The following is an 18,871-nucleotide window of genomic DNA, read 5'->3' as shown; positions in this document are numbered from 1 at the left end:
CGACGTCTGCCTCATGCCGTACCACGGCCGATCGTCTTTTTGACGAAGGGGCCGATCTCTGAGAGGGGAAGCACCGCGGAGCAGAGCCCGGCAGTGGCCACCGCACCGGGCATACCCCAAACCACGGAACTCTGTTCGTCCTGAGCGATCACGGTTCCCCCGGCATTTACCAGTTCCGTCGCCCCCTTGAGGCCATCCTGCCCCATTCCCGTCAGCATGACAAACAAAGTCTTGTTGCCATAGACCTTCGCGATGGAGCGCAACATGGGATCGACCGCGGGGCGGCAAAAATTCTCAGGCGGATTCTTGTTGAGGCGGACGACGCGAGCCGCCGCGTTGCCTTCGACCACCATGTGGAAATCGCCGGGCGCCACATAGATGCGGCCGGGCACCACCGGTTCGTTGTCCTTCGCCTCGGCCGAGGGCATGCCCGACGCCTGGCCGAGATGTTCGGCCAGTATCGTGGTGAAGGTCGCCGGCATGTGCTGGGTGATGAAGATCGGCAGATGCCCCACCTTGCCGATCGCCTGGAACACCTTGAAGAGAGCCTGCGGACCGCCGGTGGACGACCCGATCACGAGGCATTCCGGCTTCAGTATCGGCGGCATCGGCCGCAGCTTGACTGGCTGCGCACCATAGAGCCGCTTGGGCGCCTCGACCCGTTGCGGCGCTGAAGCATTGGGGGATGCCGGCGGCAGGCCGCGCTTGCGCCGCCCCGCCTCGCCCCAGGATTTGACCTTGGCCACCAGATCCGCCTTGAAATCGGCGGCGGCGGAAATGGCGCCAGTGGTTGTCGGTTTCGGCACGTAGTCCGCTGCACCCAGGGACATGGCCTTCATCGAGACCGAGGCGCCCTTCAGTGTCAGCGTCGAGGCCATGATGACGGCAAGGCCGGGCCGCGCCGCCAGCATCTTGGGCAAGGCCGTAATACCATCCATCACCGGCATCTCGATGTCGAGGACGGCCACCTCGATGTCGCTGCCGGGGCGCGTCAGGGCGTCGATAGCCAATTGCCCGTTGCCGACGGTAGTGACCACTTTGATGGTGGGATCGCTTTCCAGTGCGCGCGTCAGCAATCCGCGGATAACGGCGGAATCGTCGACCACCATCACCCGATAGGGCCCGTCCGCGGCACTTCCCGCGGCACTTCCGGCGGTTGTCCCTGACGCGGCCTTGAATGCGGTCATGAGCCTCTACCGATCCGGTCTGCCAGGCGCGCCGGCCGCGTCAAATCAAGCCAACCTGCGAGAACTTGGACTCGATGATCTCGCTGTCGAAGGGCTTCATGATGTATTCGTTGGCACCGGCCGCGATGGCTTCCTGGATATGCTGGATGTCATTCTCGGTGGTGCAGAAGACGACGATCGGCGTCTGACCGCCGTCGGCCTTGCGCAACAGGCGCAGGAAGTCGATCCCGCTCATCACCGGCATGTTCCAGTCGAGCAGAATGGCGTCCGGCATTTCCTTGACGCACTGGTCCATGGCGGTCTGGCCGTTATCGGCCTCGACGACCTGGAAATTGAGGCCCTCGAGAATCTTCCGAGCGACCATCCTAACGACCTTGGAGTCATCAACCACCAGGCACGATTTCATCCATCAGCTCCGTCTGCAGGGACAGCACCGCCATGCCACCCCACCATCATTAGTCAGGCAGGCCGGGTCGCGTCAATCACCGTCACGGGCATTTGCCAGAAATTGCGCCGATCGCACCCGGTACGCCTGGCCTGTCAACCCCCGCCATCCGGTCGGACGGCGCCCCGAACCGCGCCGATCCGGAAAGCATTGTCCGTCAAGCGGCGTCGGAGCGGTTGCCGAAATCCAGCAGCGAGGCGACGCTCAGCACCACCAGCAGCGATCCGTTGAGCCGATAGATTCCATCCGAGAAGTCGCGCAACCTGGGATCCAGTGTCGGCGGGTTGCGCTGGTAGTCGCGCGAATTGAGACTCAAAACCTCGCCGACGCTGTCGACCAGGAGGCTATAGAGCTCGCCCTCGTGCTCGACCACGACCGACATCGGCGGCTTGCTGTTGTCGCGCGGCGGCAGGCCAAGGCGCGGCCTGGCGTCGATCGCCGTCACAATGCGACCGCGGAGGTTGAGGCTGCCGGCCACCTCCTTGGGCGCCAGCGGCACGCGCGCGATGTTCTGCGGCCCCAATACATCCTGCACGGTCAAAACTGGAATGCCGAACAGCTGGTCGGCGATGGTCATGGTCACGTAATCGCGCTGCTCGCCGCTTGCGGCGGTCGGGGCGACGCTGCGGTCGGCCCCGTTCTTCGCGGCACTCATGCTGCACCTCTGACTTCGGAAAGGGCTTCGTTGAGGGTATGAACCAAGCCTTCGCGGTCGTATTTGGCGACATAGTCGTCAAAGCCGACGGCACGGCCCTTGGCCAGTTCCTTGGGGCTGGCGTGCGAGGACAGCGCGATGATCGGCGTCTGCTGCCAGTGGCCGCTCTTCTTCACCGCCTCGCAGAAGGCGAAGCCGTCCATGCCTGGCATCTCGATATCGGAGATGATCAGGTCGAAATGCTCGCCCGCCTCGGCCAGGGCCAGCGCCTTGTCGCCGCTGTCGACGGCGGTGACGATGAAGCCGGCGGCCTGCAACTGCGGCGACAGCAGGTTGCGGAAGAAGGCGCTGTCATCGACCATCAGCACGCGCTTCGCATTGTCGCCGACGCTGTCGGCACGGCGCGACCCGAACCAGTCGGCAAATGCCTGCGACAGGTAGTGCCCGGTATCGATGATGTCCGTAGCCTGGCCGGCGATAATGGCGCTGCCGATTCGGCCGGGCGTTTCCGCCGCCAGATCGACATTCAGCTTCGCCTCGACGATGTCGACGATCTCGTCGACCATCAGACCCATGGAATGGTCCCGGTCGGAGAAGACGAGGACCGGCTGCTGGCCCTCCACCGCCGAATTGTCCTGATAGGGATCGAGCGCAACCAGCGGCATCAACTGGCCGCGATACTGCACCACTAGGCGGTCGTTCGAGCGCTCGATCGTCTTGCGGTCGATCTCCTCGAGGCGAGCCACCAGCGCCAGCGGCACGGCCTTCGGCGCACCCTGGCCGGCCCGGAACAGCAGCAGCGGCACCGCCTCGTCATTGATGGCGCGGCTGCGCAGCATCTGCTTCTCGGCAGCGTCCGCATCGCCCATGCTGATCTGGCCGGAGGCCGCCGCGATGCCGTTGGGATCCAGGATCATGATCACCGAGCCGTCGCCCAGGATGGTATTGCCCGAGAACACCTCGATATGGCGCAGGATCGGCGAGACCGGCTTCACCACGATTTCCTCGGTATCGAACACGCGGTCGACCATGATGCCGAATTGATAGGTGCCGACCTGGGTGACCACGACGAAAGTATCATCGCTGTCGCGCTCGGCCTCCAGCTCCAGTTGCAGCTTCTCGCGCAGGGAAACCAGCGGCAGAAGCTTGTTGCGCAGGCGCAGGACCGGCGTGTCGTTGATGCGCTCGACCTTGAGCTCGCCGTTGGAGCTGGCGCGTACCAGTTCCACCACGCTAATCTGCGGGATGGCGAAGCGTTCGCCGGCGCATTCGACGACCAGCGCCGACACAATTGCCAGCGTCAGCGGGATCTTGATCGAGAAGCGCGTGCCCTTGCCTTCCTGGCTCCGGAGTTCGATGGTGCCGCCGATCTTTTCGATGTTTGTGCGCACCACGTCCATGCCGACGCCGCGTCCGGAAACGCTGGTCACCTTGGCGGCGGTGGAGAAGCCGGGCTTGAAGATGTATTGCTGGATCTGCTGATCCGACATGTTCTCGAGCTCGGCCTCGGTGGCCAGGCCGTTCTGCACGATCTTCGCCTTGATCTTGTCGATCGGCAGGCCTTTGCCGTCATCGTTGACTTCGATGATGATATGGCCGCCCTCGTGATAGGCGTTGAGAGTGATTTTTCCGGTTTCGGGCTTGCCGGCGCGGCGACGCTCCTCCGGCGTCTCGATCGCGTGATCGGCCGAGTTGCGCACCATGTGGGTGAGCGGGTCCTTGATCATCTCGAGGACCTGGCGATCCAACTCGGTGTCCTGGCCGATCATGACCAGGTCGATCTTTTTCTTCAGTTCGTGGCTGAGGTCGCGGATGATGCGCGGCAGCTTGGCCCAGGCATTGCCGATCGGCTGCATGCGCGTCTTCATGACGCCTTCCTGCAGTTCCGAGGTGACGTGGTTGAGGCGCTGCAGGGGCGCCGCGAATTCGCTGTCCTTGTGCTTCCGCAGGATCTGCAGGACCTGGTTGCGGGTCAGCACGAGTTCGCTGACCATGGTCATCAGGTTCTCGAGCAGCTCCACATTGACGCGGATGCTCTGGTTGGCGACCGCGGATTCCTTGGCGTCGCCATCGGCTTCCTTCTTGGCGGGCGGCGGCGCCTTGGCGGCGGCAGGCGGCGGCGCGGCTTCAGCAGCCGGCGGTTCGGCGGCCGATGTGCTGCCGCCGGTGGCGGAATCGCGCTCGGCATAGACCAGGCCCATGATCATGGCCGCGATCTGCTGCGGGACCTCCAGCGTGTTGAGGCCGGCCTGCAGATGACCGCAGATGGCCTCGAATTGGGTGTCGGACATGGCGCGGCCGGCGAGCGGATGCGGCGCAGTGGTATCCGGGCCGCCGCACATCTTGGCGAGATGGTCGCGCATGTAGCCCTGAATGTGGTCGATGCTGTCGCCCTCGAACACCGATTTGACGCGCAAATCCCCCAGGATCCGGGCAAAGGCAACCTCGACGACGGCGTCGATCGTGCCCATGCCGCCGATCTGCTCGTAGATCGAGGCGCCGCTGGGTGCGGGAGCGGCGGCGGGCGGCGGCGCGGCGGGTGCGGCAGCCGGCGCCGGGGCGGCGGCCCTGCCGCCATCGGCGAAGGCGTTGAGGCTCTTGATCAGTTCGGAATCATCGCCGGCCGGTTCGCTGCCCGAGGCTTCGAGATCGCCCATGATCGAGCGGATGCGATCGAGGCAGGCGAGAATCAGGGTGACGGCCTCGGCCGTCACTTCCAGTTCGCCGTCGCGCACCTTGCCGAGGACGTTCTCGCCGGCATGAGCGACCGATTCGAGCCGCGGCAGGCCGAGAAAGCCGCACGTACCCTTGACCGTATGAACCAGCCGGAAAATGTTCGACAGAAGTTCATTGTCGTTCGGATTCTGCTCGAGCTTGACCAGTTCAACGTCGAGCACAGCGAGATTCTCGTTGGTTTCGGTCAGAAACTCGCTCAACAAATCGTCCATGACGCCTGCCTCATCCCTTCGGGCCAAACCGGGCCGGTTCGCCGACCAGCCGGGGCGGATTTCGCGATCCCAGACTTCCTTAAAAGAATTAATTTTGCGTGAAGCCGAGGCGAATTATCGGAATGCGCGCAAGTGTCGGGAATCTGCTTTTGATCTCAGGCGCTTCGCGGATTGGCGGCAAGTTCAATCCGGCCGTTCTGCCCCTGACTCAGCGTCAGCGAATACCCGATCCGCTGGGCACTCAGGCCGGCGAAAAAGGGCAGCACGTTGCGGGCGTCGAGCTGTGCCGGGGAGATCCCCGCAAGCCCGTTCCGGCTCTCCTCGGCCGCCGCCACCTGCGGCCCCTCGCCGGCCAGCAGGAAGCCGGCCGTCGCCCCCTCTCCGGCGAAAGTAACGGCGATGGTGCCGCCGCGGGGCAGCGTCTCGGCGAGGACCATCACGCCGAGCAGCAGCAATTTGCCGAGGCCGGCCGGCGCATCACTTGGCAGCACTGCCGGCAGGCTGCCCATGGTCACGCGGGCTCCCTCGAGGAAGTCGCGCGCCAACTTCAGGGATTCGCCCAGGCCGAACCCGGCCTGGTTGCCGGCATTGCCGAAGGCACAGCGATAGGTCTGCAGCAAGGCGCTGGCGCGCTTGGCAGAGCGTTCGGCCAGACCCCGCGCTTCGGCCACCAGGGCCGGGTCCTCCTCATCCTCCAGCAATTCCAACCCATTATTGACCGCGCCGATGGGCGAGATCAGGTCATGGCAGAAACGCGAGCAGGCCAATTCGAGCACGGCGATATCGATGTTCATGGGCGGTAATCCGTGATTGCTGGGTCAGGAAAGTGCGATGCTGGAGAACCTTGCACCCGGCGCCTTCCCGCGCAACCCCGGCGTGTCGGACCGTGCTTTCGGCCAGGTTTGACGAGCACCCCCTGTCCCGGTTTCGGGCGACCTGACGCAAGCGGCTGGCTGGCGCGCGAACGGTGCGGCGGCTGGTTCCGAACTTGCCGCCCCCACAGCCCCGGGGCATCCGGTTCCTGCCCGTAATCCGAGCACGAAATAGGAGCGGTTCTCGGCGCCGTGCCGGCGACATCCTGACCGGCCACATCTTGGTGTCAGCTTGCTGGCGCTGACGATGCGTCGGGGCGAATTTTTTGTTTCTCACCATCCCTGATGTATACTTCCGCGCAATCGAACATTTGTGGCGTTTCCGACGGTCGGACAGCGGGGGCCAAGATGTTGTTTCGCATTTGCCTGGCAGTGATTTTCGCCTGCACCTGGATCACCCTGTCGCCACGCGCAGCGACCGCCGATACCAATGTGCTGTTCATCGTCGATGGCTCGGGCTCCATGAAAAAGAAGCTCGCCAGCGGCGACACGCGCATGGATGCCGCCAAGGCGGCGATGCGCGATACGCTTGCCTCGATCCCCGGCGAAGTGCGTCTTGGCCTGCTGCTCTACGGCCATCGCAAGGCCAAGGACTGCACCGATATCGAGCTGGTCTCGCCGATAGGTGCCGACGACGCGGCGACGATTGCGCAGCGCATCGACAATCTGGTGGCAAAGGGGGAAACACCGATCGCGGATTCGCTGATGCAGGCCTTGCGCAGCTTTGCCGCACTCAAGGGTCAGGACAATCGCATCATCCTGGTGACCGACGGCATCGAGGAATGCCAGGGCGATCCCTGCGCCGCGGCGGCGGCGATCCGCGATGCCGGTCTCGATCTCAAGGTCGATTTGGTTGGCTTCACCCTGACCGAGGCACAGCGCGCACTCATGCAATGCGTACCGGAGACGACCGGGGGGCAATACTATGACGCCCAGGACGTCTCCGGGCTGACGGCGGCGCTTACCCAGGTACAGCAAACGGTGGCGCCGGCGGCACCCGTCTCGCAGATCCAGATTCAGCAGCGGCCGGAACGCTTCAATCTCATTTCCGTCAAGAACGGCGGCCAGATCCTGACCACGCCGAGCGATGTCTGGCTGGCCACGAATGATGGCGAGGAGAACGCGCAGACCTGGATGCGCAGCGGCCAGGAGGCGGTCTATGCCTTCGAGGACCGGCGCAGCGCCACCTTCGATTCCTTCGGCGTGCTGATCAACGAAGCCGACAATGGCAACCCGAAGGAAATCGAAATCCTGGCCGGCGATGAAGGACCGACGGGCCAGTTCAGGGCCATCGGCATCTGCGCCTTCCAGAACGTCAAGATGCAGCAGGCGCCTTACCAGGAATGCCAGATGCCGCCGGTCACCGCGCGCTACCTGAAGGTCAAGCTGGTCTCGAACCATGGTGGCGACGGTTATGTCCGCGCCACCGAATTTCAGTTGATGGGCTCCCTCGTCGCCGATGACGGCGGCGCTGCGGCCGCGGCGGCTCCCGCCGGCATCAACCTGCTCTCACCCCGGAATGGCGGTGCCATCCTATCGACGCCGAGCGACGTCTGGCTGGCGACGAACGACGACCAGGAAACCAACGTCACCTGGCTGCGGGCGGGCGAGGAAGCCGTCTATGGCTTTGCCGAGGGCAGGCCCGCCACATTCGAGGCATTCGGCATGCTGGTCATGCAGGCCGACAACGGCGTTGCCAGGGAGATCGAACTGCTGGCCGGCGATGACGGCCCGACCGGGCAGTTCCGTTCGGTGACCACCTGCAGCTTCCAGAACATCAAGATTCTGGAGGACCCCTACCAACTCTGTCGCTTTCCGCCAGTCACCGCACGTCATCTCAAGGTCAAGATGGTGATGAACCATGGCGGCGACGGCTATCTGATAGCGAGCGAATTCCAGCTCTGGGGCAAGGTCGACGAGAATGCCGGCGGTGACGTCGCTGCGGCAGCTCACGCCCCCACCGGCATCAACCTGCTGTCGCCACAGAGCGGGGGACAGATTCTGGCCATCCCGAACGATGTCTGGCTCCACACTGCGGATGACCAGGAGGAAGGCCGCACCTGGATGTTGGCCGGTCAGGAGGGGGTCTATGCTTTCGCCGAAGGCAAGTCCGCGACCTTCGACACCTTTGGCGTACTGGTGCCGGCAGCGAACAACGGCAACCCAAAGGAGATCGAACTCCTGGCGGGTGATGACGGTCCGACCGGCCAGTTCCGCTCGATCGGCACGTGCAGCTTCCAGAATGTCAAACTGAGCCAGTCGCCCTATCAGCTGTGCGCCTTGCCGCCCACCTCGGCGCGCTATCTCAAGATCAAACTGTTGTCGAACCAGGGGGGCGACGGATACATCGCAGCGACCGAGTTCCAGCTCTGGGGCGACATCGACGCCGGGTCAGCTCCGGCTGCGGCCGCAGCGGATGCAAGCGCCGGGATGGTCAACCTTCTTTCCTCGGGTCAGGGCGGCGCGCTGCTGATGGCGCCGAACGATGTCTGGCTGAATACGGCCGATGATCGCGAAAGCCAGCACACATGGCTCAGGGCGAACGAGGAGGCTGTCTATGCGTTTGCCGGCGAAAAGGCGGCAACATTCGACACATTCGCCGTTCTGGTCACGGAAGCCGGCAACGGCAACCCGAAAGAGATCGAAATTCTGGCCGGCGACGAAGGCCCGACCGGCCAGTTCCGATCGATCGCGACCTGTACCTTCAACAACATCCGTATCGTGACGCAGCCCTATCAGTCTTGCACCTTCGCCCCTGTGACGGCGCGTTACCTCAAGGTGCGCCTGGTTTCGAACCACGGTCAGGACGGCTACTTCGTCGCGACGGAGTTCAAGCTATATGGCACGCCCAGCCCCTGAACCGATCCGGGGCCTGATCTGTTTTTGCCTCGGCCTGTTGCTGGCGCTGCTGCCCAGCGCATCGCCGGCGAAGGACCTGTCGGGCGAGACTTTCGACATTCTCCGCGACCTGATGGCGCCCTATCGCGGCGACACCATGCCGGCCATGTGTCAGCACCTTGGATCCTGGCCTCATTCGCGCCCGTTTCGCCATCTACCGACCAGGCGATAGCGGAGAGAGCCTGCCGCCCTTCAGATCGATCGACTGCCCGTTGAGGGCCGCAACCAGTTGCTCGATCTCGGCATTAGTGACATGGACCGAGCTGCCAGCCCTGACAAAGCAATCGACCGGCAGGATTCCCTTGCGATTCAGCATCAGCATCAGCATCGCCTCTCCCTGCTGGGTCACCTGTCCGGTCTGCTTGAATTTTGCATAGATGGTCGCCATGCAATTGCAGGTTCCGAATTCCTGACGCAGGGCCGGCATTCCGGGTGTGATCTTGACCATGGGAGAGAATGGCCCCCAGCTCAGCTTTGGATAGGCATCCAATTCGGGTTCGAGCCTGATATCTGCTGGCCGGGCGTCAGGACACTCGATCGTGCGTTTCATTTGCGGCTGCTCGATCGTCGGCCGACGCAGCCGATACCCAGCCGGGATCACCTCGAAAGCCGGAATTGTCCCCGGCGGATGGCAGCGGCCAGATTCATATGAGGTCGGTTGGCAGCCCTATTTGTCGAGCAGGGAAAAGAAGAACCGGTCATAGCTGACGCCAGCCGCCTGCAACTTGGCAACCAGGGCGGCATGGGCCGCCAGCATGCCCTGCTTGCGATCGGCCTGTGCGTTCTCGACGGCACATAATTCGGCATAGAGCGGGGTCACCACGTCGCGCACCAGGCGCGGATCGGCGACGCGGCGGTTGGAGTGATAGCCGATGATTTTTCCGTCCGGACCGAAGCTGGGCGTCACATGCGCCAGCACCCAGTAATGGTCGCCGTTCACCGCCCGGTTGACGACGAAAGCGAAGATCTCGCGACCGCCCTCGATCGTGTCCCACAGCAGCTTGAACACGCAGCGCGGCATGGCGGGGTGGCGGATGATGGAGTGCGGCGCACCGAGGGCCTGATCCAGGGTCAGCCCGGCGATATCGAGGAAGGTCCGGTTGACATAGGTGATCCGGCCCTTGAGATCGGTCTTGGTGACGATGACATCGTCCGCTGCGAAATGCCGCTCGACACCGGTCAGTTGCTGTTCCTTGCGCATGGCGCCCACCCTAGCCAAGCCGGGTTAAGAAAGTATCTCTCTTCCCGGAATGCGCGCTTGACCTGGATCAATCCAGCTCCGGGCGCCCGCCCCGCAATTTCTTGACCGCGCCGCGCTTGGCCTTGCCTTCCATCCGCCGTTCCTGCGACGCCCTGGTCGGCTTGGTGGCGCGCCGGGTCTTGGGCACGACGGTCGCCCGGCGGATGAGGTCGAGGAGCTTCTCCAGCGCCTCGGCCCGGTTGAGTTCCTGGCTGCGATGGCTCTGCGCGGTGATGACGATCTCGCCCGCCAGAGTCAGGCGCCGCCCGGCCAGCTTCATCAGGCGCGCGCGCACCCCTTCCGGCAGATTGGGCGAATGTTTGGCGTCGAAGCGCAGTTCGACGGCGCTCGACACCTTGTTGACATTCTGCCCGCCGGGGCCGGAGGCGCGGATGAAGCTCTCGCGGATTTCGCTTTCGTCCAGGCGAATGCGGTGGGTGACCTCGATCATGGCAGCCACCCTAGCAGTTTCCACCCCAACCGGCGACCCGTGCGGGGGAAGGCGGCGCGGCAACGATTACAGTTCGACGCCCTTCTGGCGCGCGGCCGCGATCAGCGTGTTGTTCAGCAGCAGTGCGATGGTCATCGGCCCCACGCCGCCCGGCACCGGCGTGATCGCGGATACCTTGGGCAGACAGGACTGGAAGTCGCAATCGCCTACCAGCTTGCCCTTGCCGTCGCGCTCGATGCGGTTGATGCCGACATCGATCACCACAGCCCCCTCCTTCAGCCAGTCGCCCTTCACCATCTCCGGTCGGCCGACGGCGGCCACCACGATGTCGGCGCGGCGCACTTCGCCCGGCAGGTCCCTGGTCTTCGAATGGGCGATGGTGACGGTACAGCTTTCGTTGAGCAGCAGCTGCGCCATCGGCTTGCCGACGATGTTGGAGCGGCCAATCACGACGGCATGCTTGCCGGCAAGATCGCCGAGCAGATCCTTCAGCAGCAGCAGGCAGCCGAAGGGAGTGCAGGGCACCAGCCCCTTGCCGCCTGTGGCGAGGCGCCCGGCATTCACCACATGGAAGCCGTCGACATCCTTGTCCGGATCGATCGCGTTGATCACCGCCTGACTGTCGATCTGCTTCGGCAGCGGCAGTTGCACCAGGATGCCGTGCACGGCAGCATCCTTGTTGAGCTTGTCGATAAGGGCCAGCAGTTCGGCCTGGGACGTGCTCTCGGGCAGCTTGTACTCGAAGCTCGCCATGCCGGCTTCCTTGGTCTGCTCACCCTTGTTGCGGACATAGACCTTGGAGGCCGGGTCCTCGCCCACCAGCACCACGGCGAGGCCGGGCGTGAAGCCGTGCTTGCTCTTCGCCACCGCGACCTGGGCCGCGATCTTGGTACGGAGCTTCGCCGCGAAAGCCTTGCCGTCGATGATCTTCTGCTCGCTCATGATTCCTGCTCCGTGCTATCTGCGCATAGGGGGGCGAGCCAAGCCGCAAGGGCCGCTGCCAGTTCCCCTTCATGGCCCCGAATGTCTATCAGCTTGCGCCGGTCTTTTGCCCCAGCGGCGACCGAAATGGCCGTTTTTGCGACCTTCAGCCGTTTCGCCAGCAGCGCCAGGATGGCGGCATTGGCCTTGCCGTCCTCGGGCGCCGCATTGATGCCGAATTTGAGTGCCCATTCGCCGTCGGGCTCGGCGACGAAACCCTGCGGCCCCTCGCGGCGGGATTTCGGCTGGACTCGCAGGCGCAGGCGGATGCCGCCGGGATAGGACGTGAAGACTTGTCTCGGCGTCACCGTCGCCTTTCCGCCAGCGTCAAGGAGCCGCCGTCAAAGGGCCGGCGTCAAAAGATCACGTATTCCCACATCAGGTTGCGGGCGAATTGCAGCAGCAGGATGAGCACGACGGGCGAGAGGTCGATACCGCCCAGATTGGGCATGAAGCGGCGAATGGGCGCCAGCAGCGGTTCGGTGATGCGGTAGGTCACCTCGCCCAGCATGCGCACGAATTGCTGGCGCGGGTTGACGATGCCGAAATGGATGAGCCAGGTCAGCGCGATGTTGATTATGAGGACCCAGGTGAAGATCCAGATGACGGTATCGATCAGGAGGCCGAAGGATTGCATGTGCTGTCCGCTGCTGGTGAAAACGGGCCGGGCGGCAGGCTAAGCCAGCACTCCCGCGAGGTGCAAGCCCAGAGGCGACCCGTCACTGTCCCGGCGGGGTCCCCGACGGCCTCCGGGAGATGGGTATTTCCCGTCCGTTTTCAAGCGCTTAACCCAGGCTTGACTAATTCCGGCGGCGCCACCATATTCCGCCCGGTTCCGGGCACCCCCCGGATTCCCAGCGGGTGGGCCCGTAGCTCAGTTGGGAGAGCGCCTCGTTCGCAATGAGGAGGTCGTCAGTTCGATTCTGATCGGGTCCACCAAAGCTGAGGGATTTGAGCCGCCGCAAGGGCGGCTTTTTCGTTTTCGGCCGGCCATCGATGCCGCCGCGTCACACCTTGATGCCGTATTTCTCGAAAATGCTGCTGGCAAGGCCCGATGCCTGCATGACCCGGTTGGCCTCGTCGAGGCGCTGCAGATCGGCGAAGACCGGCGATTTACGGCTGATCAGCAGGTGCCAATCGACCACGTCCATCACCGCCGGCAGTTTCTCGACCGCCTCGCCGCCTGCCACTTCTTCCAGCAGAAATCTGATCTGGTGCGACATGTCGGCGATGACGTCGCCGCGTCCGCCCACCAGCATGCGCACCGTGCCGATGGTGCCGTTCGCAAAGACCGTGCGGATGCCGCGGCTTTCCACATTGGCGCGGATCCAGCCATTGCCCTCGCTGGCGATGACCGTGGCTCCGGTCGCGGCCAGGTCATCGAGCGATTGCACCGCCGCCAACCGGTCGCGCATCGGATTGTCGCGCCGCACGAACAGGGTGACATTGCCGGCGGTCAGCGGTTCGGCCGTCGGCGCCGCATAGCGCAGACGCGCCGGCGTCACGACCAGGCACATGCCGTCGACGGCGCCGCTCTCGACCTCGGCCTGGACGCGTGGCAGGGGTAGCGGCTTGGCCACGAAATCATAGCCGGCAAGGCGCGCCAGTTCGGCCGTCAGATCGACCAGGATGCCTTGCATGCGGCCATCCTCCGCCACCCAGGAATTGGGCGGGGATTTGTCGGGATAGGCGATGGTGAGCTTGGCATGTGCCCTGGCGGGCCGGCCGCCGAATGCGGCCATCATGCCGGCGGCAAGTAGAAGGCGGCGACGGGTCAGGATCATCTCAGTCAATTTGGCACCGACCGCCGAAGCTGAAGCTGTCCAACACTTCCTTGAATGGTCGGGCGGCAGGATGCCCGGACATTCGTTTCTACCGGGTTAACGGCCGGCGCAAGCGGCGATGGCAATATCTTCCTGGCAGCTTCGCCCTGCTGGGCCGCCTATCCCCCGCGCCGCCAATCCTATTTGCCGCTGTCGGCGCCAGATATGTCGTCGGCCTGGCGCAGCTTGGGGAACCACCACATCCAGAGGCCGGTGACGGCCAGGGTGCAGATTCCGCCGAGGACTGTCGCTGCCACCGGCCCGATGGCCCCGGCGGCGATGCCGGCCCGGAAAGTACCCAGTTCATTGGAGGCGTTGATGAGCACCGAATTAACCGCGCCGACTCGCCCCCTGAGTTCGTCCGGTGTCCATAGCTGGATCAGCACCTCGCGGATATAAACGCTGACCATGTCGCTGGCGCCCATCAGGGCCAGCGCCAGGGCGGAGAGGATGAGCGAGGTCGAAAAGCCAAACACGATTGTGCCGAGGCCGAAGATGGCGACGGCGGCGAACATCAGATGCCCGGCACGGCGGCGGATCGGATAGAGGCCGAGGGCAAGGGCCATCAACAGCGCGCCTACACCGATCGCCGCCCGCAGGACACCCAGTTCCCACGGCCCCGCCATCAGGATGTCGCGGGCATAGATCGGCAGCAGGATGATGGTGGTACCGAAGAGGACCGCAAATAGATCGAGCGTCGTGGCGCCGAGCACGATCTTCTCGGCCTTCATGTAGCGCACCCCGCCAAGAAGCGAGGCCAGCATGCCATGCTCGCCCACCTCGCGCTGCGGCACCGGCCGGATCATGAGCGTCGCCACGGTCGCCAGGGCGACCATGGCCAGGGCGGTCATAAAGGCGAAGAGTGACGAGATGCCATAGAGCAGCCCGCCCAGCGCCGGCCCGGCGATCGAGCAGAACTGCCAGGTGGCGGTCGAGCAGGCGATGGCGGCGCCGATCTCGTCGCGCCGCACCAGATTGGGTGCCAGCGCCCGCGCCGCCGGCGTGAAGAAGGCGCGCCCCACGGCCAGGAGTGCCAGCAAGGCCATGATCGGCCAGACGTCTGTTGTCGCACTTTCCGATACCAGCGCGATGCCCAGCATGGCGACGAATTCGACCACCATGGACGCTGCGATGATGTTGCGGCGCGAATAGCGGTCGGCGACCGAGCCCGTCACCAGCACCAGGCAGAGAAAGGGCAGGAACTGGACGATGCCGGTCAGGCCGAGCAGGACCGGATCCTGCGTGCGGTCATAGATCATCCAGGTGACCGCGACGATCAGGATCTCGGCGGCGAGATTGCCGAAGAAAGCGTTGATCTCGAGGAACAGGAAATCCCTGTTCCGCAGGACCGAGATCATGGTGGGCTTGGTCGACATCGAATCCGGTCCCGAGGGCGGGGGCGGGGAGCGGCGCATTCTGGTCCGACCGCCGGTATCGACGCAAGCCCTCGGCAGCCTCGTGTTTCAGACTATCGCCGGACGATACGCATCCCGTCGAACGTGTAGAGGGCGACCAGTTGTGCCGAGCCGGCCGACGCCAGTTGCACGTGCTGTGGCAGATCCTGGACGGAACGCCAAGCTGCCAATGCCGCCGACCCGGCGCAGATGAGGGCGACGAACCCGACGGCGATGTAGAAGCTATGTACCTTCCTGCTGGCCATTGTTTTCGCTCTCCTGCAATGGGGCCGTGCCGCAGCAGGATCGTCCCACCGACCAGTCTGCTTTGCATCAGGCAATGCGGGAGACTCGTTCACATCGGGAAACCCCCGCTCAGCTTGCGCCGGTCGGCGCGGCGGCGATGGCAACGAAGGGCGCCACCCCACCCCGCAATTCATGGATATCCATCATGGCAAACCCGCCCGCCGCCAGTTGTGCCTCGCAGCCCGATACGATGCGGCGACACTTGGCGGCCACGGGTGGCTCGAAGAACAATAGCAGGCGCCCCCGACGCGTCAGGCAGCCCTTGATTGCGGCCAGTTCCCGCCCGGCATCCAGCCAGAACAGGTTGAGGTTGATGGCGAAGATCCGATCAAACTTCATGGCGCCCGGGTTGAACGCGGCAACAGCCGCTTGGCGAAAGGCAAGGCGGGAGCGCCTGGCATCCGGGAGTCCGGAAGTAGAAACGGCCTTCCTGGCCCTCGCTATCGCTGTCGGCGATCGGTCAATGCCAAGATAGGAGGCAACTTCGGTCCGTTGCGCGCAGCCGATCGCCGCTATCCCGGGCCCGCAACCCAACTCCAGCAGCCGGTCCCCGGCGAGAGGTGCTAGGAGTTCGAGCGCCAGGTGGATGCGTTGCGGTAGCTTGTCCTGCTCCATGGTGGTCCGCTCGATTGCGCCTGTTGGCGCACATGGTGTCGGGAAATCCGCGTTCCGTCCAGCCACGCGCCAGCCATGTGGATGCGCTGCGCGACTGGCTCCCGCCTGTGCCAGCCCTGCATTAATGGCTGGTGTGCCCTGCACACTGCCGGATTGCGGATGAATTGGCGGATGACGCATGGTTGCGGCTCGGTTCCCTCCCGAGTTCAGCCAAGTCGCAATGTCAACGCCCAGCCAGCCCCCACTCCAACCAGATTCCGCCTTGCCGCTTCGCCGGCCATGGCGTCTGTTTGCCCCGATCCTTGCCGGCGCCACCTTGCGCGAGCGGCTCATTGGCTGTCTCGGCGTCCTTATCGGCGTTGCCGCCACCAGCTACCTCAGCCATGCGGTGCTTGGTGACTGGCTGCATTTGCCCTTCCTGGTGGCGCCGGTGGGCGCGTCTGCCCTGCTCCTTTTCGCCGTGCCGGCGAGCCCCATGGCCCAGCCATGGCCGATCATCGGTGGCAATACGATCTCGGCTGCCGTTGGCGTCGCCATTGGCCATATGGTGCCGGACCCGTCATTTGCCGCGGGAATCGCCGTCGCCCTTGCTTTCCTTGCCATGTCCCTGACCCGTTCGCTGCATCCGCCGGGCGGCGCCGCGGCGCTGTCGGCCGTGCTCGGCGGGCAAACAGTGGCCGGCGCCGGTCTGCTCTATCCTTTCATTCCGGTCGGGGCCAATTCATTGCTGCTGGTCGCCATCGGCATCGCGGTACACCGCTTCACCCGTCGCGCCTACCCGCATGTTGCGCCACCTGCCCCGGCCAATACGCGGGGGACGGGCGACCTGCCGCCACAGTTGCGCGCCGGATTCCAGGCGGCGGATATCGACGCCGCTCTGGCGCGGCTCGACGAGACCTTCGATATCGACCGGGCCGATCTCGACCGGCTGTTCCGTGAGGTCGAGCACCAGGCCCTGCTGCGGGCGCATAGCAACCTGGCCTGCCAGGAAATCATGTCGCGCGATGTGGTGACGGTCGCCGGCAATGCGGCGCCGGCTGCCGCCCGCGACCTGTTGCTGCGGCACAACGTCCGGACCCTTCCGGTGGTCGACAGCGACGGCAGGTTGCTGGGCAGCGTCGGCCTGCGCGAACTGGCGGCCGGTGGCGAAGACGCCACGGTTGCTGCGCTTGCCTCGCCGGCCGCCACTGCGCCACTTAACGAACTCGCCATGAATCTGGTGCCCCGACTCAGCGACGGCCGCAGCCATGCAGTCGTCATCACCGACGAGAACGGCGGCGTTTGCGGCCTCATCACGCAGACCGACTTGCTGGCTGCACTCGCCCGTGCGCTGGTGGCAAGGATCGACTATTCGATCTAGCGTGAGCCGGCGCGACTGCGCAAATACGCCCTTCATTCCAGGATTGACGCCAATGAATGCCGCCCTCCTGTTCGATCTCGACGGCACGCTCGTCGATACCGACCATCTGCATATTGCCGCGTTCAATGAGGTTCTGGCGGGGCATGGCATCCAGCTCGACAGGGCGGACTATGTGAAGCGGGTGATGGGCAGGGCGAACGCCGCCATCGCCGCCGAGCTGCTGCCGGCCTTGCCAACGGCCGAGGCCATGCGGCTGCTGGCGGAGAAGGAAGAAGCCTATCGGAGCCTTACCCGGCGCCTGGCCGAGGCCGCGCCACAGCCGGGTGCCGGCCTTACGCCGATCGCGGGCCTCATCTCCCTGCTCGACTGGGCCGATGCGCGGGGAATCCGCAGCGCAGTCGTCACCAATGCACCACGCCGGAACGCCGATCTGGTGCTGGCCGCACTGCGGCTGGCCGATCGCTTTGCCACCATTGTCATCGCCGACGAATTGCCGGAGATGAAACCGCATCCGCTGCCCTATCTGACGGCTTTGGAGCGTCTCGGAGCCGCAGCGTCACAATCGGTCGTGTTCGAAGACTCGCCTTCGGGCATTGTCGCCGGCAGCAGGGCTGGATTGCCCGTACTGGGACTGATGACGACGCTGTCCGAGGCGGCACTGGTCGATGCCGGGGCCACCTTTGCCATCGCCGACTTTCACGATTCCCGCATCCGCCCCTTCGTCGCCGGACGCCAGCCGGCGATTGCCTGACCGGCACTCAGCGCCGGACCGCCGGGATCATGGAATCGCGCTCGATCAGGTCGGTCGGCTCGTAATCCTCCAGCGCGACGCATTGCGATACCGTTTGACCATCCTCGGACAGCGGGCAGATGACGAACTCGACCCAGCGCGACTTGAAACCCTCGACCAGCATGGCCGAATGGCCAAGGCCCGGTTTGCCCCAGGAGGCAACATTTGCGTAAGCGCCGCCGTAATCGAATTCCTCGGATTCCTTGAAGTCGATCTCGTCGGCGAAGAGGCCGGTGAAATCAAATTTGGCCATCTCGACGATAACGGTACCAACCACGCGATAGCGCGCCCGCGGCGGTGTGCCAACCATATCAACCAGCAAAAGGTAGGGCAGCAGGTCGCGGATGGCAGCGGGGTCTAGATCGACACGGCTCGGCATCTGTCGCCCGCCGCACAGCTCGCGCCAGTAGCGGTAGAGATGGGCCACCCGCGGCGAACGGAACGGCACCTCCGCCACCGCCGCGTCGATGACGCAGAAATCGGGCAGTTTCTGGTCCCCTTCCTGGCCCGGTGCCATGGCGCAGGAACGCGCCTCAGGAACGCAGGCGGCGATAGGCGAACAACAGGATGAGGGCGCCGGCCACGGCGATGATGAAGCTGCGAATGTCGAAGCCGGTGATGCTGCCAAGCCCCAGCTGGGTGGCCAGCCAGCCGCCGACAAAGGCGCCTGCAATCCCAATCAGGATCGTGATCACGAAGCCGCCGGGATCGCGGCCCGGCATGATGAACTTGGCCACGATACCGGCGATCAGGCCGAACAGGATCCAGGACAGCCACCCCATCTGCAATTCCCCCATCGTTTGTTTGCCGCGGCCGCCACCTTACCGCACGGTGTCGGCTGCCCCAATGCCCGAATGTAGCTGGGTGATTCTAGGCCAAAGCTTAGTTGCGCGCCATGTCCCGGCT

Annotated in this window: 20 protein-coding genes and 1 tRNA gene; 4 read left to right on the top strand and 17 right to left on the bottom strand. The window is 64.6% G+C overall.

Going from position 1 to position 18,871, the window contains the following annotated elements:
• Positions 1-11: 11 nt before the first annotated feature.
• The 5 genes from A8950_RS04390 to A8950_RS04370 all read right to left on the bottom strand — a co-directional run bounded on the left by A8950_RS04390 (position 12) and on the right by A8950_RS04370 (position 6,029).
• Positions 12-1,187, bottom strand: coding sequence for a protein-glutamate methylesterase/protein-glutamine glutaminase (locus tag A8950_RS04390; RefSeq protein ID WP_407644223.1), 1,176 nt, complete (start codon positions 1,185-1,187; stop codon positions 12-14).
• Positions 1,188-1,227: 40 nt separating this feature from the next.
• Positions 1,228-1,593: a response regulator gene (locus A8950_RS04385; protein WP_133612371.1), complete on the bottom strand. Its 366-nt coding sequence runs from the start codon at positions 1,591-1,593 to the stop codon at positions 1,228-1,230.
• Between the two features lie 196 nt (positions 1,594-1,789).
• Positions 1,790-2,287 (bottom strand): chemotaxis protein CheW, encoded by a 498-nt coding sequence (locus A8950_RS04380; protein ID WP_133612370.1) that lies wholly within the window; start codon positions 2,285-2,287, stop codon positions 1,790-1,792.
• Positions 2,284-5,235, bottom strand: coding sequence for a hybrid sensor histidine kinase/response regulator (locus A8950_RS04375; RefSeq protein ID WP_133612369.1), 2,952 nt, complete (start codon positions 5,233-5,235; stop codon positions 2,284-2,286). The genes A8950_RS04380 and A8950_RS04375 overlap by 4 nt, the downstream gene beginning before the upstream one ends.
• A gap of 155 nt (positions 5,236-5,390) precedes the next feature.
• Complete coding sequence (locus A8950_RS04370) at positions 5,391-6,029, bottom strand: histidine phosphotransferase family protein (RefSeq protein ID WP_133612368.1); 639 nt, start codon at positions 6,027-6,029, stop codon at positions 5,391-5,393.
• 426 nt (positions 6,030-6,455) lie between these two features.
• On the opposite strand from A8950_RS04370, the gene A8950_RS04365 reads away from it, so the two are divergent.
• Entirely contained in the window at positions 6,456-8,966 is a 2,511-nt protein-coding gene (locus A8950_RS04365) for a VWA domain-containing protein (protein ID WP_166644992.1), read from the top strand.
• Between the two features lie 193 nt (positions 8,967-9,159).
• On the opposite strand, the gene A8950_RS04360 is transcribed toward A8950_RS04365, so the two are convergent.
• The 6 genes from A8950_RS04360 to A8950_RS04335 form a co-directional block, all read right to left on the bottom strand.
• On the bottom strand, positions 9,160-9,393 hold the full coding sequence (locus A8950_RS04360; protein ID WP_133612366.1) for a hypothetical protein: 234 nt from the start codon (positions 9,391-9,393) through the stop codon (positions 9,160-9,162).
• A gap of 279 nt (positions 9,394-9,672) precedes the next feature.
• Positions 9,673-10,206: a PAS domain-containing protein gene (locus A8950_RS04355; RefSeq protein ID WP_133612365.1), complete on the bottom strand. Its 534-nt coding sequence runs from the start codon at positions 10,204-10,206 to the stop codon at positions 9,673-9,675.
• A gap of 67 nt (positions 10,207-10,273) precedes the next feature.
• Positions 10,274-10,696 (bottom strand): alternative ribosome rescue aminoacyl-tRNA hydrolase ArfB, encoded by a 423-nt coding sequence (gene arfB, locus A8950_RS04350; RefSeq protein ID WP_133612694.1) that lies wholly within the window; start codon positions 10,694-10,696, stop codon positions 10,274-10,276.
• Between the two features lie 66 nt (positions 10,697-10,762).
• Complete coding sequence (gene folD, locus A8950_RS04345; RefSeq protein ID WP_133612364.1) at positions 10,763-11,638, bottom strand: bifunctional methylenetetrahydrofolate dehydrogenase/methenyltetrahydrofolate cyclohydrolase FolD; 876 nt, start codon at positions 11,636-11,638, stop codon at positions 10,763-10,765.
• Entirely contained in the window at positions 11,635-11,985 is a 351-nt protein-coding gene (locus tag A8950_RS04340; protein ID WP_133612363.1) for a DUF167 domain-containing protein, read from the bottom strand. The genes folD and A8950_RS04340 overlap by 4 nt, the downstream gene beginning before the upstream one ends.
• Positions 11,986-12,032: 47 nt before the next feature.
• Positions 12,033-12,314, bottom strand: a complete 282-nt coding sequence (locus A8950_RS04335; RefSeq protein WP_133612362.1) for a YggT family protein — start codon at positions 12,312-12,314, stop codon at positions 12,033-12,035.
• Positions 12,315-12,540: 226 nt separating this feature from the next.
• Here A8950_RS04335 and A8950_RS04330 point away from each other — a divergent pair.
• A tRNA-Ala gene (locus tag A8950_RS04330) sits at positions 12,541-12,616 on the top strand.
• 68 nt (positions 12,617-12,684) lie between these two features.
• Here the strand turns inward: A8950_RS04330 and A8950_RS04325 are convergent.
• From A8950_RS04325 to A8950_RS19400, 4 genes are all read right to left on the bottom strand, one after another.
• On the bottom strand, positions 12,685-13,461 hold the full coding sequence (locus tag A8950_RS04325; protein ID WP_243735541.1) for a substrate-binding periplasmic protein: 777 nt from the start codon (positions 13,459-13,461) through the stop codon (positions 12,685-12,687).
• A 179-nt stretch (positions 13,462-13,640) separates the two neighbouring features.
• The gene (locus A8950_RS04320; protein ID WP_133612360.1) at positions 13,641-14,915 is read right to left on the bottom strand and encodes an MFS transporter; all 1,275 of its coding nucleotides are present in this window, start codon (positions 14,913-14,915) and stop codon (positions 13,641-13,643) included.
• Positions 14,916-14,968: 53 nt separating this feature from the next.
• A complete protein-coding gene (locus tag A8950_RS04315) occupies positions 14,969-15,160 on the bottom strand; it encodes a hypothetical protein (RefSeq protein ID WP_133612359.1) in 192 nt (63 codons plus the stop codon).
• Positions 15,161-15,269: 109 nt separating this feature from the next.
• Positions 15,270-15,815 (bottom strand): class I SAM-dependent methyltransferase, encoded by a 546-nt coding sequence (locus A8950_RS19400; protein WP_166644990.1) that lies wholly within the window; start codon positions 15,813-15,815, stop codon positions 15,270-15,272.
• 262 nt (positions 15,816-16,077) lie between these two features.
• Between A8950_RS19400 and A8950_RS04305 the strand changes: the two genes are divergently transcribed.
• Complete coding sequence (locus tag A8950_RS04305; protein WP_208109731.1) at positions 16,078-17,175, top strand: HPP family protein; 1,098 nt, start codon at positions 16,078-16,080, stop codon at positions 17,173-17,175.
• Between the two features lie 52 nt (positions 17,176-17,227).
• Positions 17,228-17,926 (top strand): HAD family hydrolase, encoded by a 699-nt coding sequence (locus tag A8950_RS04300; protein WP_133612356.1) that lies wholly within the window; start codon positions 17,228-17,230, stop codon positions 17,924-17,926.
• 7 nt (positions 17,927-17,933) lie between these two features.
• Here A8950_RS04300 and A8950_RS04295 read toward each other — a convergent pair whose 3' ends face one another.
• Together A8950_RS04295 and A8950_RS04290 are read right to left on the bottom strand one after the other, a co-directional pair.
• Positions 17,934-18,482: a PAS domain-containing protein gene (locus tag A8950_RS04295; protein ID WP_133612355.1), complete on the bottom strand. Its 549-nt coding sequence runs from the start codon at positions 18,480-18,482 to the stop codon at positions 17,934-17,936.
• 16 nt (positions 18,483-18,498) lie between these two features.
• Positions 18,499-18,747: a GlsB/YeaQ/YmgE family stress response membrane protein gene (locus tag A8950_RS04290; RefSeq protein WP_133612354.1), complete on the bottom strand. Its 249-nt coding sequence runs from the start codon at positions 18,745-18,747 to the stop codon at positions 18,499-18,501.
• Positions 18,748-18,871 lie beyond the last annotated feature (124 nt).

Origin of the sequence: Dongia mobilis (genome assembly GCF_004363235.1) — a bacterium.
GTDB lineage: Bacteria > Pseudomonadota > Alphaproteobacteria > Dongiales > Dongiaceae > Dongia > Dongia mobilis.
Note: the sequence above shows the minus strand (reverse complement) of the source record. Positions and strands in the feature narration are given on the sequence as shown.

Bases quoted from the DNA above. Each gene is read 5' to 3' on its own strand.
- A8950_RS04390 (WP_407644223.1), bottom strand. From the start codon at position 1,187: ATGACCGCATTCAAGGCCGCGTCAGGGACAACCGCCGGAAGTGCCGCG.
- A8950_RS04385 (WP_133612371.1), bottom strand. From the start codon at position 1,593: ATGAAATCGTGCCTGGTGGTTGATGACTCCAAGGTCGTTAGGATGGTC.
- A8950_RS04380 (WP_133612370.1), bottom strand. From the start codon at position 2,287: ATGAGTGCCGCGAAGAACGGGGCCGACCGCAGCGTCGCCCCGACCGCC.
- A8950_RS04375 (WP_133612369.1), bottom strand. From the start codon at position 5,235: ATGGACGATTTGTTGAGCGAGTTTCTGACCGAAACCAACGAGAATCTC.
- A8950_RS04370 (WP_133612368.1), bottom strand. From the start codon at position 6,029: ATGAACATCGATATCGCCGTGCTCGAATTGGCCTGCTCGCGTTTCTGC.
- A8950_RS04365 (WP_166644992.1), top strand. From the start codon at position 6,456: ATGTTGTTTCGCATTTGCCTGGCAGTGATTTTCGCCTGCACCTGGATC.
- A8950_RS04360 (WP_133612366.1), bottom strand. From the start codon at position 9,393: ATGGCGACCATCTATGCAAAATTCAAGCAGACCGGACAGGTGACCCAG.
- A8950_RS04355 (WP_133612365.1), bottom strand. From the start codon at position 10,206: ATGCGCAAGGAACAGCAACTGACCGGTGTCGAGCGGCATTTCGCAGCG.
- arfB (WP_133612694.1), bottom strand. From the start codon at position 10,696: ATGATCGAGGTCACCCACCGCATTCGCCTGGACGAAAGCGAAATCCGC.
- folD (WP_133612364.1), bottom strand. From the start codon at position 11,638: ATGAGCGAGCAGAAGATCATCGACGGCAAGGCTTTCGCGGCGAAGCTC.
- A8950_RS04335 (WP_133612362.1), bottom strand. From the start codon at position 12,314: ATGCAATCCTTCGGCCTCCTGATCGATACCGTCATCTGGATCTTCACC.
- A8950_RS04325 (WP_243735541.1), bottom strand. From the start codon at position 13,461: ATGATCCTGACCCGTCGCCGCCTTCTACTTGCCGCCGGCATGATGGCC.
- A8950_RS04320 (WP_133612360.1), bottom strand. From the start codon at position 14,915: ATGCGCCGCTCCCCGCCCCCGCCCTCGGGACCGGATTCGATGTCGACC.
- A8950_RS04315 (WP_133612359.1), bottom strand. From the start codon at position 15,160: ATGGCCAGCAGGAAGGTACATAGCTTCTACATCGCCGTCGGGTTCGTC.
- A8950_RS19400 (WP_166644990.1), bottom strand. From the start codon at position 15,815: ATGGAGCAGGACAAGCTACCGCAACGCATCCACCTGGCGCTCGAACTC.
- A8950_RS04300 (WP_133612356.1), top strand. From the start codon at position 17,228: ATGAATGCCGCCCTCCTGTTCGATCTCGACGGCACGCTCGTCGATACC.
- A8950_RS04295 (WP_133612355.1), bottom strand. From the start codon at position 18,482: ATGGCACCGGGCCAGGAAGGGGACCAGAAACTGCCCGATTTCTGCGTC.
- A8950_RS04290 (WP_133612354.1), bottom strand. From the start codon at position 18,747: ATGGGGTGGCTGTCCTGGATCCTGTTCGGCCTGATCGCCGGTATCGTG.